Annotated in this window: 8 protein-coding genes; 5 read left to right on the plus strand and 3 right to left on the minus strand. The window is 64.0% G+C overall.

Translation table 11 applies throughout. From position 1 onward, the window contains the following. Positions 1 to 4: 4 nt before the first annotated feature. Positions 5 to 4816, minus strand: coding sequence for an ATP-binding protein (locus ACYQ2W_RS08695; protein WP_459865332.1), 4812 nt, complete (start codon positions 4814 to 4816; stop codon positions 5 to 7). Between the two features lie 194 nt (positions 4817 to 5010). Beyond that, positions 5011 to 6189, minus strand: coding sequence for a pyridoxal phosphate-dependent aminotransferase (locus ACYQ2W_RS08700; RefSeq protein WP_459865334.1), 1179 nt, complete (start codon positions 6187 to 6189; stop codon positions 5011 to 5013). Positions 6190 to 6500: 311 nt separating this feature from the next. Between ACYQ2W_RS08700 and uvrB the strand changes: the two genes are divergently transcribed. Beyond that, a complete protein-coding gene (uvrB, locus tag ACYQ2W_RS08705; RefSeq protein ID WP_459865336.1) occupies positions 6501 to 8519 on the plus strand; it encodes an excinuclease ABC subunit UvrB in 2019 nt (672 codons plus the stop codon). Positions 8520 to 8563: 44 nt separating this feature from the next. Here the strand turns inward: uvrB and ACYQ2W_RS08710 are convergent, their stop codons facing one another. Further along, positions 8564 to 8803, minus strand: a complete 240-nt coding sequence (locus ACYQ2W_RS08710; protein ID WP_459865338.1) for a hypothetical protein — start codon at positions 8801 to 8803, stop codon at positions 8564 to 8566. Positions 8804 to 9371: 568 nt separating this feature from the next. Between ACYQ2W_RS08710 and ACYQ2W_RS08715 the strand changes: the two genes are divergently transcribed. The 4 genes from ACYQ2W_RS08715 to ACYQ2W_RS08730 all read left to right on the plus strand — a co-directional run bounded on the left by ACYQ2W_RS08715 (position 9372) and on the right by ACYQ2W_RS08730 (position 15745). Further along, entirely contained in the window at positions 9372 to 10175 is an 804-nt protein-coding gene (locus tag ACYQ2W_RS08715; protein WP_459865340.1) for a TatD family hydrolase, read from the plus strand. A 468-nt stretch (positions 10176 to 10643) separates the two neighbouring features. Then, positions 10644 to 13544, plus strand: a complete 2901-nt coding sequence (locus ACYQ2W_RS08720) for a molybdopterin oxidoreductase family protein (RefSeq protein ID WP_459865342.1) — start codon at positions 10644 to 10646, stop codon at positions 13542 to 13544. Between the two features lie 244 nt (positions 13545 to 13788). Beyond that, positions 13789 to 14514, plus strand: a complete 726-nt coding sequence (locus tag ACYQ2W_RS08725; RefSeq protein WP_459865344.1) for a 4Fe-4S dicluster domain-containing protein — start codon at positions 13789 to 13791, stop codon at positions 14512 to 14514. A gap of 247 nt (positions 14515 to 14761) precedes the next feature. Next, the gene (locus ACYQ2W_RS08730) at positions 14762 to 15745 is read left to right on the plus strand and encodes a dimethyl sulfoxide reductase anchor subunit family protein (protein WP_459865346.1); all 984 of its coding nucleotides are present in this window, start codon (positions 14762 to 14764) and stop codon (positions 15743 to 15745) included. Positions 15746 to 15790 lie beyond the last annotated feature (45 nt).

Below are 15790 nucleotides of genomic sequence, written 5' to 3' on the forward strand. Positions count from 1 at the left end.
GATTCTATTCGGCCAGCTTGAGATAGACGTCGACGCGGAAGGTGGCGTTCTCTTCTCCGTGCCTGCGCGCCTCGTCGATTCGAATTTCGCCACCGAAAGCGCTGAGCCGCTCCTTGGTGCTGGAGAGCCCGTAGCCTCCTTGGTCCTTCTCGCTCTTGATGGAGGGGCCTGTTCCGGTATTGAGGAACGAGATCTTCTGGGTCTCTTCGTCTGCGGCCTCCGTCGTCAGCCAGATATGGGGAATTTCTCCGGGAATCCGGTGTTTCAGGATGTTTCCCAGGATCTGCCAGATCAGGTCCTGGAGCAGTTTGAAGGGTAGGAAGACCTGCAGGCGTCTCTTGAGGATCTCCTCCAGTCCCTCGGGAACTTCGGCGATCCGCTCCATCTCCTTCTCCCACTGCGCTCTCCACTGTGGCCAGATCCCCGACAACACCTCGCCGAAGTCCTGGGGGGCGGATAGAATCAGATCGTGCAACATGGCTTGGTCTCCGGTCTCCCGGTCGTAACGGAATACCATGTCGTTGAGCCAGCCGTGCTCCTCGCGGAAACGTTGCCAGTTCTCCCAAGTCAGTTTGGTAGCCGGTTGTGCGGCGAACTCCGCGATCAGGCCGGCGATTTCCAGCTCTTCGCTGATGTCCGAGGCCCCTGCGATTTCGAGCAGGCGATTGATGTTTTGCGGCGTCAACGTGGTGCGGGCGTCGTAGCCTTTCAGGGTGGGTGCGATACGCAGCACCAACGGCAGCAGTTCCCGGTCGAGAAAACTCCGGCACGACTCCCAGTTGGCAATCAATCCGTTGAAGTAGGTTTCATTGAAGAATTTCAGGTCTTCCGCTTGCGGAGGGGTGCCGATGTCGATGCGGTCGATCATCCTCTCCATTCGCTCCAATTGACTTGCCGGCACCATCAGACGGCCGAACTCGTCCGCCAGACGGCGGTGAGCTACCGCTGGATCGTAGTGGTATTCGTAACGACTACGTAGCTTGCTCCATGCCTGCACCGGCGTCAGATCGACCACATTCAACACTTCGATGCGTCGCTCCAGGCTCAACCTCATGCGATCGAGGGTGGCGCGCGTCTCCTCGGTGACCGAGAGTTCGCGCCGGGTCAGCGCGCCCAGCGTTTTCTCCAAGCTGTGATAGAGCGGCTTGAGCATGGCCTGGACTTGATGGTACGGGCGTGTGATATACGAGTAGGCGTGGGTCAGCAGGGGGGCCAAGGTCTCGGGGGAGTCGTGGCAAAGCGCAAACAGTTCGCGGAAATGCTCGGCGAAGCGTTGCTTCCCCGCACTCCGTAACACGGTGATCGCCGGTATCTTCTGATGATCCTTGGCTTGCGGGTGCCGGATGATCGACAGGGCGATGTCGCTGAGCATCTGCCTCGGCTGTTCGAAGTGCAGGGGAGGGCGGCGCATCCAATGGCCCTCGTAGGCGAACAGAAGCATCAACCAAACCGCCCGCGGAGAGACCGTTTCGGACTGTTCCGCGAATTCGCCGAGTACCTGGGTCAATACCTCGACCATCTCCTGGCGCGCTTCGGTGAAGCCGGCGGAGGCGGTCAGATACGAGCGAACCTTCACCATCCAGATGAGGCCCGCGGTATCCACCCCTACAGGTCTGGGGAGGCGCGCGGTCGCATCCATGTTGATGCGGCTGCGGATCGCCAATCGTTCCTGCTCCGCAACCAGATGGTCGTTGATCAGCGGAGGCAGATGGCCACGGCGGCGTAGCTGGTCCTGGGCGACCAGATTGGTGCAGACGGGGCAGAAGCCTTTGGAATATTTTCCAAACTGGAAGCGCTCCAGGATGCGCACCTGAACTTCCACGCGCCGGTCGGGAGTCGGTCGCGTGGATAGGGCGGTACGATTGGCGTCGAGGGTCGAGACCATTTGGAAAAACTGTTCGTCCTCCAGGTTGAGCTGGGAGACGTAGACGCAGGAGAGTACCCGTTCCGCCCCCAGCTGCGCGGCGATGCGCAGCATCTGCTTCTGGGTGGTGCCGGTAACGGCGCCCCAATCGACCAGCACGATGTGGCGCCGCGGTGCCCCTCGGCGCATCGCCAATAGCTTGAACTGTTCGTTGACGCGCTGACGCGGAACCTTCAGCGGCTCCGCGGGGAAGAGTTCGGGGTTCTGTGTCCGTAGCCAGTTGCACAGCGCCTGGACCGCCGCTTCATGGGTCGATTCGGGATAGAGGAGGGAGACCGAGACCTCGGGTTCGCGCTGTCTCAGATCGTCGGCCCACCGTTCGATCACCGTCTGGTAGCGGCTGCGGACGACGGGGGAGCGCATCAGCTGATGAGGGTTCAGGAAGAAGGTGAAGTGCCGCCCACCCGGCTCACCGAAATGCCCCAGATGGAGAGCCTCGGTATCGACCAGGACGTCATCGAGCGGGGTGGTTCGTTCGAGATCGGTCGGCTCGAAGGCGATGTCGGCCAGCTCGCTCTCCGTGTCCTTGACGATCGGGTTGATGTTGGCGATGTCGAGTGCTGATTTGTCGTCGGGCTCGTCCAGTACCAAATCCACCTGATGCAGGCTGATCACGGGGATCTCCCTGCCGAAGACGCGCATGCTGTCGGTCTTCTCCTTGCGCGCGTCGATGTAGGCGGCGATCAGGATCGGGTGGGCCCCATCCTGAAGCGCCTGTTTCCCGAATCGCTGGACGGTCTCGCCGGAGTAGAGGAATTCGTTGAACACCACCAGGTGTTGGCCGGCATCGACCAGGCGTCCGTTGTTCGGGAGCGTTTCGTCGCTGTCGCCGGCGTCTCCCGATATGGCAATCCGGCTCTTGATCCCGAGTCCGTAGGCGAAGGCGTGGTAGTCCTCGTTGCTGGTGCCGGTGTCCACCAGGAGTGCGGAGGGGTCCTGAATCTTGCCGAACGCGGGGTGCTCCCGAACCTTCAGGGCCAGGGCGAGGGATAGCTTGGCCCGTTCCAGCGGGTCGGGGAGGATATCTTCGACACGCAGCCACTTTCGCAGCAGGACCAGGGAAGGGGAGCGAAAGGCGTTGTTCGGGGTCCACTGCTCGAGGAGTGCGTCGATCCGTTGCCCGAGACCCTGGGCTACCTCCCGCCACAGGTCACTGAGAGAGAATCGCAGTTGCAACGCCCCCTGCTCCTCGACCACCAGGTGGCCGGCGCGCAGCAGGACCTGGAGGGCGCCTTCGCGCCGTTTGCGACTCCTTACCAGGGATCTCAGTTCGGCATCGTCCAACCTTCGGCCGGAGGAGATCAGCTCGTCGAGGATACGGCAGACGTCGGCGCAGCCACCGTACCAGCGTCCCCGGGTCTGCTCGCCGAGGACCAGGAGTTTGGGTAACGCCTGGTCGCCGAGCCGGGGGGCGGTGGTTGGCGGCTCGTCGCCACCGAGTTCGACCTGGGAGGCCGCGATCAGACTATCGAGCAGGTCCTTGCCGCCGGGGAGACCGTAGACGACGATGACGCCGAGGTCCGGTACCTCGGCGAGACGGTTGAGGACGTTCTCGGCGAAGACTTTGTAGTCCGGCGGTTCGAACTGTATCAACAGGGGGGCCAGCAGGCAGAGGAACTCTTGCGGACGGCGCGCCGCGAAGCGTTGCTTCATCTCCAGGAGAACCTCGTCGTCCAGCGCTCCCTGCCCGTTCGGTGTCAATCCCATGATTTCGAACGCGGGGGGGTTGGGAGTGCGCTCCGCCGGTTTGCGCTGACGGTAGACCTCGCGGGTCAACGGGATGCGCACCCGGTGGATACACCCCGGAATGTGGGTCAGTGTCTCGCTTGCGGCGACCGGCGCGTCGAACGCGGCGCCTCCGTGATCCCATCCCGCGTAGCCGTCGTCCGAGCGCACGGCCGCCATTCCGGAATGGTTGTTGGCCAGGCGGTCGACGCGGTAGAGCCCGGTCTGCGTGGTGTCCTTGTCGAGCCCTCCCCGGCGGATATAGCGCCGATAAGCGCGTTGCAGAATATCCGGAGTGTCCTCGCTTTCGCTGATCGGAAGGTGTTGTGCCAGGGTTTTGCGGATTCCGATGCCGGAGTCGCCGACGTAGAGTTCGATCATCGGCTGTTCAATTTGTCGATACCAGCTGAGAAAATCCTGGTCGCAGCTCAGGAACCACTCCTCTCGCAGGGTTGCCGGATGAAGATGGACGCATCCGCCCACCAGCGCCCAGCCGTCGGAGTCCGCATGGGCCAGCACGTTCTCGATCAACTCTTCCATCACCACGTCGCTCAGCGCGTGAACGTTGAAGATCGAGGCGAGGCCGGATTCCTCTCCCAGGGCCGCGACGAAGCCGGTCCACATTTTTTCCGCGACGTTGCGGATCTCCGGGTGGGGACGCGGTCGGATGCGGAGCCACGTGAGTGGGAAATGGTGCTCGCGTTGAAGGGGGGCGGGGAGCTCTTGTTCCGGGGTGTCGAAATCGGGCGCGACGGTCTCTTGCGGTGCTTGCTCGTCAACGAATCTCGCGGTTCCGCGAAGCTTCGTCATGTGCTCGTGGGTGATGGACTGCTCGAATCCGTAATAGACCAGCGTATTGGCGGCGATGCGGCGGCGGTCGCGCCGGATGAGCACGCCCGCCGCCGTCTCGTTCCCGGTCTGTTTGGGGTAGGGGCGGCGGATTTCGATGTGCAGTCCCCGCCGTAACATCGCCTCGATCAAGGCAACGAGTTGCACGAGGGTGCCGGGATCAACCCATTCGACCAGGGAGAAATCGAAACAGGCCCCTCCGTGAATGCTGAATGTGTCCAGAAGCTCCTGTTCGCGGTTCGCGGAATGGACGCTGGTCAGTAGCGCTTCCAAACGCGCTGGAACCAGGAATCGTTCCGAGCTGCCGATAGTTATCATTTATCTCATCCCTGATCCCGACCTGTTATTGCTTGTTGAAATTACTGCGTCTATGTGAACGGGGGTTGACGATTGGATGTCAGATAGAAGAGCCTGCGACCCCAACGGAAAAGGGGCCACGATTTCTCGTGGCCCCTTTTCCGCATCGTCCCGCTGGAAGGTCGTGAACGCGGTTCGCCGATCCGTCGGCGAGGTCAGCTGAGCACCCCTTCCAACCGCTCCATCGCGATCCGCAGGTTCTCCATGCTGGTGGCGAAGGAGAGCCGCAGGTAGCCAGGGGCGCCGAAGGCGGAGCCGGGCACCAGCGCCACTTCGGCCTTCTCGATCAGGTGGGCGGAGAGCTCCACGTCGTCGGCCACCCCCTCCAGGCGATCGATCGCCGGCTGGGCGTTGAAGAAGCTGTAGAAGGCGCCGTGGGAGGGGAGGCAGCTGATTCCGGGGAGTTGGTTGAGGGCGTCGACCACGTAGTCGTGGCGCTCCTTGAACTTCTCCACCATCTCCGGCAGGAAGGACTGGTCGCCGCTCAGGGCGGTCTCCGCCGCCACCTGGGAGATCGAGGTGGGGTTGGAGGTGCTCTGGGACTGGATCTTCTTCATCGCCTTGATGAGATCGGCCGGGCCGGCGGCGTAGCCGATGCGCCAGCCGGTCATCGAATAGGCCTTGGAGACGCCGTTGAGGACGATGGTCCGCTCGTAGAGGTCGGGACAGGCGTTGACGATGTTGCGGAAGGGGCCGTCCCAGATGATGTGTTCGTAGATGTCGTCGGTGGCGATCAGCACGTCGGGGTAGCGGCGTAGCACCTCACCGATCGCCATCAGCTCCGCTTCGCTGTAGGCGACGCCGGTGGGGTTGGACGGGCTGTTGAGGAAGAACAGCTTCACCTGATCGTCGAGGGCCGCGTCCAACTGCTCGGGGGTGATCTTGAACTGCTGGTCGATGCCGGTGGGGATGATCACCGGCTCCCCTTCGGCGAGCAGCACGATGTCGGGGTAGGAGACCCAGTAGGGGGCCGGGATCACCACCTTGTCGCCGGGACCGATGATCGCCTGCACCAGGTTGTAGATGCTGTGCTTGCCACCGCAGGAGACCAGGATCTGGTTGGGCTCGTAGTGCAGGTGGTTGTCGCGGGAGAATTTGTGGGCCACCGCCCGCTTGAGACCGGGGGTGCCATCCACCGCGGTGTACTTGGTGAAGCCGTCCTGAATGGCGCGAATGGCGGCATTCTTGATGTGATCGGGGGTGTCGAAATCGGGCTCGCCGGCCCCCAGGCCGATGATGTCGCGGCCGGCGGCGCGCAGTTCGGCGGCCTTGGCGGTGACGGCGAGGGTGGCGGAGGGCTTGACGCGGGAGATGCGGTGGGAGAAAGCGGTCATGCTGGTTCGTGGCTCCAATGTCGGAGGGACGGCGGAAGAAGACGGAAAATCATAGGAAAACCGGATAATTATGGCAGTTAGTGCGCCAGCCTGTCCATGGGGCGGGCGGAAGGAATTTAACCGCGGATTTCGCCGATGAACGCAGATTTTCGAGCGTCCGAAATCTGCGTACATCTGCGAAATCTGCGGTTTATCCCCTGTTCTGTTCGTGTGAGTCCATCGCCTGCCCGGTTGTGGCGTCGGACGGATGGCGGCACTTCGCGGTGGAGTCATCGGCGGTATACTCCACCGTTTAACGAAATCCCGTTCCCATGGCCAAACGATTCACCCTCCATGCCCCGATGAAACCGGCCGGCGACCAGCCGGCGGCGATCCGCAAGCTGGTCGAGGGGATCGAGGCGGGGCTCGCCCACCAGACCCTGCTCGGGGTGACCGGTTCGGGCAAGACCTTCACCATCGCCAACGTGATCCAGGCGGTGCAGCGCCCGACCATCATCCTCGCCCCCAACAAGACCCTGGCCGCCCAGCTCTACGGCGAGATGAAGGAGTTCTTCCCCGAGAACGCGGTGGAGTACTTCGTCTCCTACTACGACTACTACCAGCCGGAGGCCTACGTCCCGTCGTCGGACACCTTCATCGAGAAGGACGCCTCGATCAACGAGCACATCGAGCAGATGCGGCTCTCCGCCACCACCTCGCTGCTCGAACGGCCCGACTCGATCATCGTCGCCACCGTCTCCTCCATCTACGGCCTGGGCGATCCGGAGTCCTACCTGAAGATGGTGCTCCATCTGAAGCGCGGCGACCTGATCGACCAGCGCGAGCTGTTGCGCCGGTTGGCGGAGTTGCAGTACACCCGCAACGATCTGGAGCTGAAGCGCGGCACCTACCGCGCCCGCGGCGAGGTGATCGACATCCACCCCGCCGATTCGGAGTTCGAGGCGGTGCGGGTCGAGCTGTTCGACGAGGAGATCGAGCAGCTCTCCTGGTTCGATCCGCTGACCGGCGAGGTGCTGCGTAAGGTGCCGAGGCTGACCATCTATCCGAAGACCCACTACGTCACGCCGCGCGAGAAGATCCTCGGCGCGGTGGAGAACATCAAGGTGGAGCTGGCCGACCGGCTGGAGCGGCTGCGCGAGCTGGACAAGCTGGTGGAGGAGCAGCGGCTCAAGCAGCGCACCCAGTTCGACATCGAGATGCTGCTCGAACTGGGCTACTGCAACGGCATCGAGAACTACTCCCGCCACCTCTCCGGCCGCGGCCCCGGGGAGCCGCCGCCGACGCTGTTCGACTACCTGCCGGCCAACTCGCTGCTGGTGATCGACGAGTCCCACGTCACCGTGCCCCAGCTCGGCGGCATGTACCGCGGTGACCGCTCGCGCAAGGAGAACCTGGTGGAGTACGGCTTCCGCCTGCCCTCCGCGCTGGACAACCGGCCGCTGATGTTCGAGGAGTTCGAGCGCCTCGCCCCCCAGGGGATCTTCGTCTCCGCCACCCCCGGCCCCTACGAGGGGGAGCACGCGGGCCAGGTGGTGGAGCAGGTGGTGCGTCCCACCGGGCTGGTCGATCCGCAGATCGAGGTGCGGCCGGTGGGCACCCAGGTGGACGACCTGCTCTCCGAGATCCACAAACGGGTCGACGTCGACGAGCGGGTGCTGGTCACCACCCTGACCAAGCGGATGGCCGAGGACCTCACCGAGTATCTGGACGAGCACGGGGTGAAGGTGCGCTACCTCCACTCCGACATCGACACCGTGGAGCGGGTGGAGATCATCCGCGACCTGCGTCTCGGCGAGTTCGACGTGCTGGTGGGGATCAACCTGCTGCGCGAGGGGCTCGACATGCCGGAGGTGTCGCTGGTGGCGATCCTCGACGCCGACAAGGAGGGGTTTCTGCGCTCCGACCGCTCGCTGATCCAGACCATCGGCCGCGCCGCGCGCAACCTCAACGGCAAGGCGATCCTCTATGCCGACCGCATGACCGGTTCGATGACGCGGGCGATCGAGGAGACCGAGCGGCGGCGCCGGAAACAGGTCGCCTTCAACGAGAAGCATGGCATCACCCCCAAGGGGGTGAAAAAACGGATCGCCGACATCCTGGAGGGGGCGGTGCCCGGCGCGCCGATGTCGCCGCGCCAGTACGCCAAGGTGGCTGAGGAGTCGGCGCCGTACGTCGCCATGGGGCCGGAGCAGGTGGGCAAGAAGCTCAAGGAGCTAGAGCAGACGATGTACGAACACGCCCGCAACCTGGAATTCGAGGAGGCGGCGAAGGTGCGCGACGAGATCCGCAAGCTGGAGCGCTTCGGGCTGGGGGTTCCGGAGAGGGCCTGAATGCTGTCGTCAACCAGGAAGGGATTTCGTGGTAAGACCGAAGCTCAGCAGATCGAGCGGACCGGGCGGAGGGTGTGCCAGTCGGTGATGCCGATGGTGCGGGTCTCGCCGTCGGCGTACTCGATCAGGATCTGATCCCCGTGGAGGGTCAGCACCAGCAGGCTGCGGTTTTCCCAGTCGCGGTAGATCGCGCCCACCGCCGGCAGCGCCACGGAGGGGCGGTAGGCCTTCCGCCGCCAGGCGAGCAGGGCGGGGTGGGGCTGGGCGGTATATTGATGTTTCATAAGCGGTACATCGCGGGCTCGTCTCGCTCGGCAGGTGCTGGGGTTCTCCCTAGCTTAAGTTAGTCGTTCGGGGAGCCGGCGTGAATTGGGAAAATGCGTGATTATGCTAAGGTTTTTATCTTAACGGATAACTTCTACCCGCTTAATGCGATTCGTTACCCGAACCGGAGCGGTTTTCCGATATGGATCCTTCTTCGGGTTCCCACTCCACCGACGGAGGGTGGCTGGGGAGCGGGGGGGAGGGCGAATCGGCGGTCTCCGGGGTGGTCGGTGGGCGGGATGGCGAAGGAGGGGGACGGGGAGATTCGGGTGAATGGGTTCATGGCGCCTACGGAGTGATCGTTTCTCGTTATTTGTCCGCGCGACGGCGGTTCGACTCCCTCCGGTCTCGTTCCATGCCGAGGAAGGTTAGAGCAGGCGGTGGAGGAGGGTAATGGGGGTGAATACCTTCCCCCATGTGTCTATTCCGTAGGCGGGGCGCGAACTGCGCAATCGCACGTGGGGGTCTCATTCGCCGTTGCGTGGGGTAGAATGGCGCGCCCGAGAACCACCAGGATGGATCCACGTCATGTCTCTCTATCTCGTCGACTCCCACTGCCACCTTGATCAGCTCAATCTCAAGGCCTACGACAATGAACTCGGCAACGCCATGGAACACGCCCGGGAACTGGGCGTCGGCCACATGCTCTGCGTTGCCGTCAACATGAAGGCGTACCCGAAGATGCGCGCCCAGGTGGAGGCGATGGCCGAGGCCGGCTTCGGCGTCTCCGCTACCGCCGGCGTCCACCCCAACGAGACCAAGGGGCACGACCCCGAGGTGGAGGAACTGGTGGAGATGGCTGCCGATCCGCGGGTGGTGGCGATCGGGGAGACCGGTCTCGATTACTACCGCAGCGAAGGGGACCTGGAGTGGCAGCGCGATCGCCTCCGTCGCCATATCGCCGCCGCCAAGTGCAGCGGGCTGCCGCTGGTGGTCCACATCCGCGAGGCCTTCGACGATACGATCCGCATCCTCGAGGAGGAGGGGGCCGGGGAGGTGGGCGGGGTGGTGCACTGCTTCTCCGGTGACTGGGAGCAGGCGAAGCGCTCCATCGACCTCAACTTCCACATCTCCTTTTCCGGAATCGTCACCTTCAACAACGCCGAGACCCTGCGCGAGGTGGCAGCCAAGTGCCCGGCAGAACGGATCCTGGTGGAGACCGACGCCCCCTACCTCACCCCGGTGCCCCACCGCGGCAAGCCCAACGTGCCCGGTTTTACCCGCCACGTCGCCGAGTGCGTCGCCGAACAGCGCGGCCTCGCCTGGGAGGCGGTGGCGGAGCGCACCACCGAGAATTTCTTCGGGTTGTTCCGCAAGGCGGTAGCGGTCTGAGTAGGTCGCCGCTACCGCGGCGACATAAACGGAGGCAGCGGCGCGCGCGGTGGCAGGGGAATTTCCGAGTGAATCGTACCGTTCGGTTGGGTTCGGCGTGAGGTTTCTCGCCTTTGCCCCCGTTCGCGTCGGCGCGGTAGCGCCAACCCACGGCTCCAGAGATGTCGGTGGGTTGCGAAAGCGGGAGCGATGTTGGGAAGGATGAAATCGATGCGGGTAAAGATTGACGTTCAAATTGGCGGCAGCACCATCCCGACGTCTGACGTCCTATTTCCATACGCTTGATAAGGTTTCTTATCCGCACATAAAACAAAACTAATATTAGAAAATTCTTCTATACCGTATAGTGCCTCACTTTCGTGCGCTCCCCGGCGAGACTGGGCCATGCCCAGCGCACTCCCGGGGACCTCCTCCCAACGACAGACGGGCCGCCCGCGGGCCGCCCGGCCAAATCGGGTACGTATCGGTATGGAAGATCCCACCAAGGTTTCCGATTCCGACCGGGGACGGGTCGAGATCAAGAAGACCACCTGCTACATGTGCGCCTGTCGCTGTGGCATCAAGGTCCATCTGCGCGACGGCCAGGTGCGCTTCATCCAGGGCAACCCGGAGCACCCGCTGAACAAGGGCGTGCTCTGTGCCAAGGGCTCCTCGGGGATCATGAAGCAGTACTCCCCCGGCCGCCTGACCAAGCCGCTCAAGCGCCGCGCCAACGCCGAGCGTGGCGACGCCGAGTTCGAGGAGATCTCCTGGGACGAGGCCTTCTCCATCATGGAGGAGCGGATGGGCAGGCTGCGCAAGGAGGATCCCAAGAAGTTCGCCGTATTCACCGGCCGCGACCAGATGCAGGCGCTCACCGGGCTCTTCGCCAAGCAGTTCGGCACCCCCAACTACGCCGCCCACGGCGGCTTCTGCTCGGTCAACATGGCCGCCGGCATGATCTACACCATCGGCGGCTCCTTCTGGGAGTTCGGCGGGCCGGATCTGGATCGCGCCAAGCTCTTCGTGATGATTGGCACCGCCGAGGATCACCACTCCAACCCGATGAAGATCGCGCTCTCCAAGTTCAAGCGCGACGGCGGCCGCTTCATCTCGATCAACCCGGTGCGCACCGGCTACTCGGCGATCGCCGACGAGTGGATCCCGATCAAGCCCGGCACCGACGGCGCGCTGTTCCTGGCGCTGACCCACGAGCTGATCAAGCAGGGCCTCTACGACCGTGACTTCCTCACCCAGTACACCAACGCCGCCGAGCTGGTGAACATGGATGAGGAGAGTTCCGAGCACGGCATGTTCGTGCGCTTCGAAGTGCCGCCGGAGGAGGGGTGCTTCGACCCGCAGAACAAGCTGTGGTGGGACCGCGAGCTGAACAAGCCGATCTCCACCCACACTCCCGGCGCCGACCCCTACCTGCTGGGCGAGTTCAAGCTCGCCGACGGCACCCCGGTGAAGCCCTCCTTCCAGTTGCTCAAGGAGCGGGTGCAGCAGTACACCCCGGAGTGGGCCGAGGGGATCACCGGCATCCCGGCGAAGACCATCGTGCGTCTCGCCCACGAGATGGGCGTCACCGCCCGCGACCAGAAGATCGAGCTGCCGATCGCCTGGACCGACGTGTGGGACAACGACCACGAGACGGTCAAGGGCTCGCCGGTCGCCTTCCACGCCATGCGCGGCCTGGCCGCCCACTCCAACGGCTTCCAGACCATCCGCGCGATGTCGATCCTGATGTCGATCCTCGGCACCATCGACACCCCCGGCGGCTTCCGTCACAAGGCCCCCTTCCCGCGGCCGATCCCGCCCTGCGCGAAGACCCCGAAGGGCCCCGAAGGCGTGCAGCCGGAGACCCCGCTGGCCGGCATGCCGCTGGGCTGGCCCGCCGACCCGGACGACCTGTTCGTTGATGAGCAGGGCGAGCCGGTGCGCATCGACAAGGGCTTCTCCTGGGAGCACCCGCTCTCCGCCCACGGCCTGATGCACAACGTCATCACCAACGCCTGGCGCGGCGACCCCTACCAGCTCGACACTCTGCTGATCTTCATGGCCAACATGGCGTGGAACTCCTCCATGAACACCATGGACGTCCGCGACATGCTGAAGGACAAGGACGAGAATGGGGAGTACAAGATCCCCTACATCATCGTCGCCGATGCCTTCCACTCCGAGATGGTCGCCTTCGCCGACCTGGTGCTGCCCGATACCAGCTATCTGGAACGCCACGACGTGATGTCGATGCTCGACCGGCCGATCTCCGAGTTCGACGGCCCGGTGGACTCGGTGCGCCTGCCGATCCTGCCGCGGCTGGGCGACTCCAAGCCGTTCCAGGAGGTGCTGATCGAGATGGGTAGCCGCCTCGGCCTGCCCGCCTTCGTGCAGGCCGACGGCTCGCGCAAGTTCCGCGACTACCCCGACTTCATCATCAATTTCGAGACCGAGCCGGGCTCCGGCATCGGCTTCCTCTCCGGCTGGCGCGGCCAGGGCGGCGAGAAGTTCATGAAGGGCGAGCCCAACCCGCGCCAATGGGAGATGTACGAGCAGAACGGTGCCTACTACCACCACCACCTGCCGAAGTCGTTCCAGTACATGCGCAACTGGAACAAGGGCTACCTCACCTGGGCGCGGGCCAACGGCCTGACCAAGTACGTGGAGCCGATCAACATCCACATCTACTCCGAGGTGTTGCAGAAGTTCCGCCTCGCGGCGCAAGGCAAGAGCGACGGCAAGCAGCCGCCCCAGCACCTGCGCAAGCGCGTCGAGAGCTACTTCGATCCGCTGCCGTTCCATTACGAGCCGCTGGAGTCCGCGCTCACCGACACCCACAAGTACCCGCTCAACGCGGTGACCCAGCGCCCCATGGCGATGTACCACTCGTGGGATTCGCAGAACGCCTGGCTGCGCCAGATCCACACCCACAACTATCTCTTCGTCAATCCGAAGACCGCGCGTGCCCAGGGCATCGGCGACGGCGACTGGATGTGGGTCGAGTCGATGCACGGCAAGGTGCGCTGCATGTGTCGCTACAGCGAATCGACCGAGCCGGGCACGGTGTGGACCTGGAACGCGGTGGGCAAGGCGAGCGGCGCCTGGGGCCTCGGCCCGAAGGCCAACGAGTCGCAGAAGGGCTTCCTGCTCAACCACGTGATCTCCGAGGAGCTGCCGGCCTGCGAGGCGGGCGACCACCTCTCCAACTCCGACCCGATCACCGGCCAGGCCGCCTGGTACGACGTGCGGGTGCGCATCTACAAGGCGGAGGAGGGCGAGCCGGAGCAGAGCTGGCCGCAGTTCAAGCCGATGAAGGCCGCCCCCGGGATGACGCGGAAGCGGCCGAAATGGCTGCAGTACTTCGCCGGGAAGTTCAAGAAGAAGGCGTAAGGCGCGTCAACTCAGCACATGAAAAAAGAGAAGATCGAACCGCAGATGAACGCAGATGAACGCAGATGAACGCAGATGAACGCAGATGAACGCAGATGAACGCAGATGAACGCAGATGAACGCAGATTTTTCGCTTCTGAATCTGCGTAAATCTGCGCTCATCTGCGGTTAACTCTTCCTTTCCTGAGATTGAACGAACATTGACACGGCGGGCCGCGCCCGCCCTGGAACGAGACTACAGACCATGACGCAATTGGCCCTGGTCATCGACCTCAACGTCTGTGTCGGCTGTCACGCCTGCGTGACCAGCTGCAAGCAGTGGAACACCTCCGGCTGGTCCGGACCGCTCACCGACCTCAACCCCTACGACGAGGACCCCACCGGCACCTTCTACAACCGGGTGCAGACCTTCGAGAGCGGCCAGTTCCCCGACACCGAGACGATCCACTTCCCCAAGTCCTGCCTGCACTGCGAGGACCCGCCGTGCGTGCCAGTCTGCCCCACCGGCGCCAGCTACAAGCGCGATGAGGACGGCATCGTGCTGGTCGACTACGACAAGTGCATCGGCTGCAAATACTGCTCCTGGTCCTGCCCGTATGGCATGCGCGAGTTCGACGAGAAACAGAAGGTGATGAAGAAGTGCACCCTCTGCGTCGACCGCATCTACGACCGGAACCTGCCGGAGGAGGAGCGCAAGCCGGCCTGCGTGCTCTCCTGCCCGACCAGCGCGCGCATCTTCGGCGACGTGCACGACCCCAACTCGGAGGCCTCCCTCGCCATCCGCGAGCGGGGCGGCTTCGCGTTGCAGCCGGAGTGGGGCACCAATCCGGCCAACCACTACCTGCCGCGACGCAAGACCGAGATCCGCATCCACGAGGACGAACTGGTGCGCGCCGACAACCCGCTGAAGAAGGAGGGGGTGCCGGAGGCGGCAGAGGGGCAGACGCTCGACGATGTGATGTCCTGGTAGTCCTGTTTGGCGTTCGATGTTCAGCGCGGAGAACGCAGAGACGCAGAGGGCGCAGAGAAAAACGCTCGTTCCCACGCTCCGCGTGGGAACGTCTTCACCGACGCTCTGCGTCGTGCGCAACGAAGGCACCGCGCGCAAAGGCGTGTGCCGCATTGCGGACGCAGAGCGTCCAAGGTGGCCGGTGACGACGCAGAGCGTCGTCACCAGGACCCTTAGGTAGAGATTTCGGCTGACGAGGTAACGACAAATGCATCCGGCATTTTCGGTGATTTTTCTGACCACCCTGATCGGGGTCGGGCAGGGCATGTTTCTGGCTTTGTATACCGGCGAGTTGTATTCGCTGGTCGAACTGCTGCCGGTGCAGGACCACCAGCACTTCTACGGGATGGGCAGCGGCATCGCCTTCGCCTTCCTGGTCGCCGGGCTGATCGCCTCGTTCTTCCACCTCGGCCACCCCGAACGGGCGTGGCGTGCCGCCACCCGCTGGCGCAGCTCCTGGCTCTCCCGCGAGGTGATCGCGCTGCCCGCGGTGATGGGGTTGGTCGGCCTCTACGGCCTCCTCCACTTCATGGACTGGAACCCGGTGCTGATCACCGTCGGCGCCGATGCCATCCCGGTGAGCCTCACCCTGGTGGTGGGGGCGCTCGCCACGTTGATGGCGTTCGTCCTCTTCGTCTGCACCGGCATGGTCTACGCCGGGGTCAAGTTCATCCCCGAGTGGTACTGCGCGCTCACCGTGGCCAACTACGTGCTGCTCGGCGGAGCCTCCGGTTTCATCCTCACCGCCGCCTTCTCCGCCTATGTCGGCTCCGAACTGACCCACTTCTACGGCGCCTGGGGGGCGATCCTCACCGTCGCCGCCTTCCTCACCCGCGGTGCCTCCCTGCTGCGCAACCGTCGCATCCGCATCCGCTCCACCCTGCAAAGCGCCACCGGCATGCGTCACCCGCAGCTCAACCAGCGCTCGATGGGCTTCATGGGCGGCTCGTTCAACACCCGCGAATTCTTCCACGGCAAGTCCCCGGCGACCCTGCGCACCGTCCACTGGGCGTTCCTGCTGCTGGTCTTCCCGCTGCCGCTGGCGGTGATCGGCGCCTCCTACGCCGCCTCCTCCGAGGTGCTGCCACTGGCGGCGTTCGCCATCCAGTACGTCGGGCTGCTGCTCGAACGCTGGTTCTTCTTCGCCCAGTCGAGCCACCCGCAGAACCTCTACTACCAATCGGTTGCCTAGGAGCCTGTCGGACTATGGGGGATCGAGCCGCGGGAGTGGGAGGGG

Source organism: Endothiovibrio diazotrophicus (assembly GCF_054657215.1).

Coding starts and splice junctions, on each gene's coding strand:
- ACYQ2W_RS08695 (WP_459865332.1), bottom strand. CDS start 4,816: ATGATAACTATCGGCAGCTCGGAACGATTCCTGGTTCCAGCGCGTTTG.
- ACYQ2W_RS08715 (WP_459865340.1), top strand. CDS start 9,372: ATGTCTCTCTATCTCGTCGACTCCCACTGCCACCTTGATCAGCTCAAT.
- ACYQ2W_RS08720 (WP_459865342.1), top strand. CDS start 10,644: ATGGAAGATCCCACCAAGGTTTCCGATTCCGACCGGGGACGGGTCGAG.
- ACYQ2W_RS08730 (WP_459865346.1), top strand. CDS start 14,762: ATGCATCCGGCATTTTCGGTGATTTTTCTGACCACCCTGATCGGGGTC.
- ACYQ2W_RS08710 (WP_459865338.1), bottom strand. CDS start 8,803: ATGAAACATCAATATACCGCCCAGCCCCACCCCGCCCTGCTCGCCTGG.
- ACYQ2W_RS08725 (WP_459865344.1), top strand. CDS start 13,789: ATGACGCAATTGGCCCTGGTCATCGACCTCAACGTCTGTGTCGGCTGT.
- uvrB (WP_459865336.1), top strand. CDS start 6,501: ATGGCCAAACGATTCACCCTCCATGCCCCGATGAAACCGGCCGGCGAC.
- ACYQ2W_RS08700 (WP_459865334.1), bottom strand. CDS start 6,189: ATGACCGCTTTCTCCCACCGCATCTCCCGCGTCAAGCCCTCCGCCACC.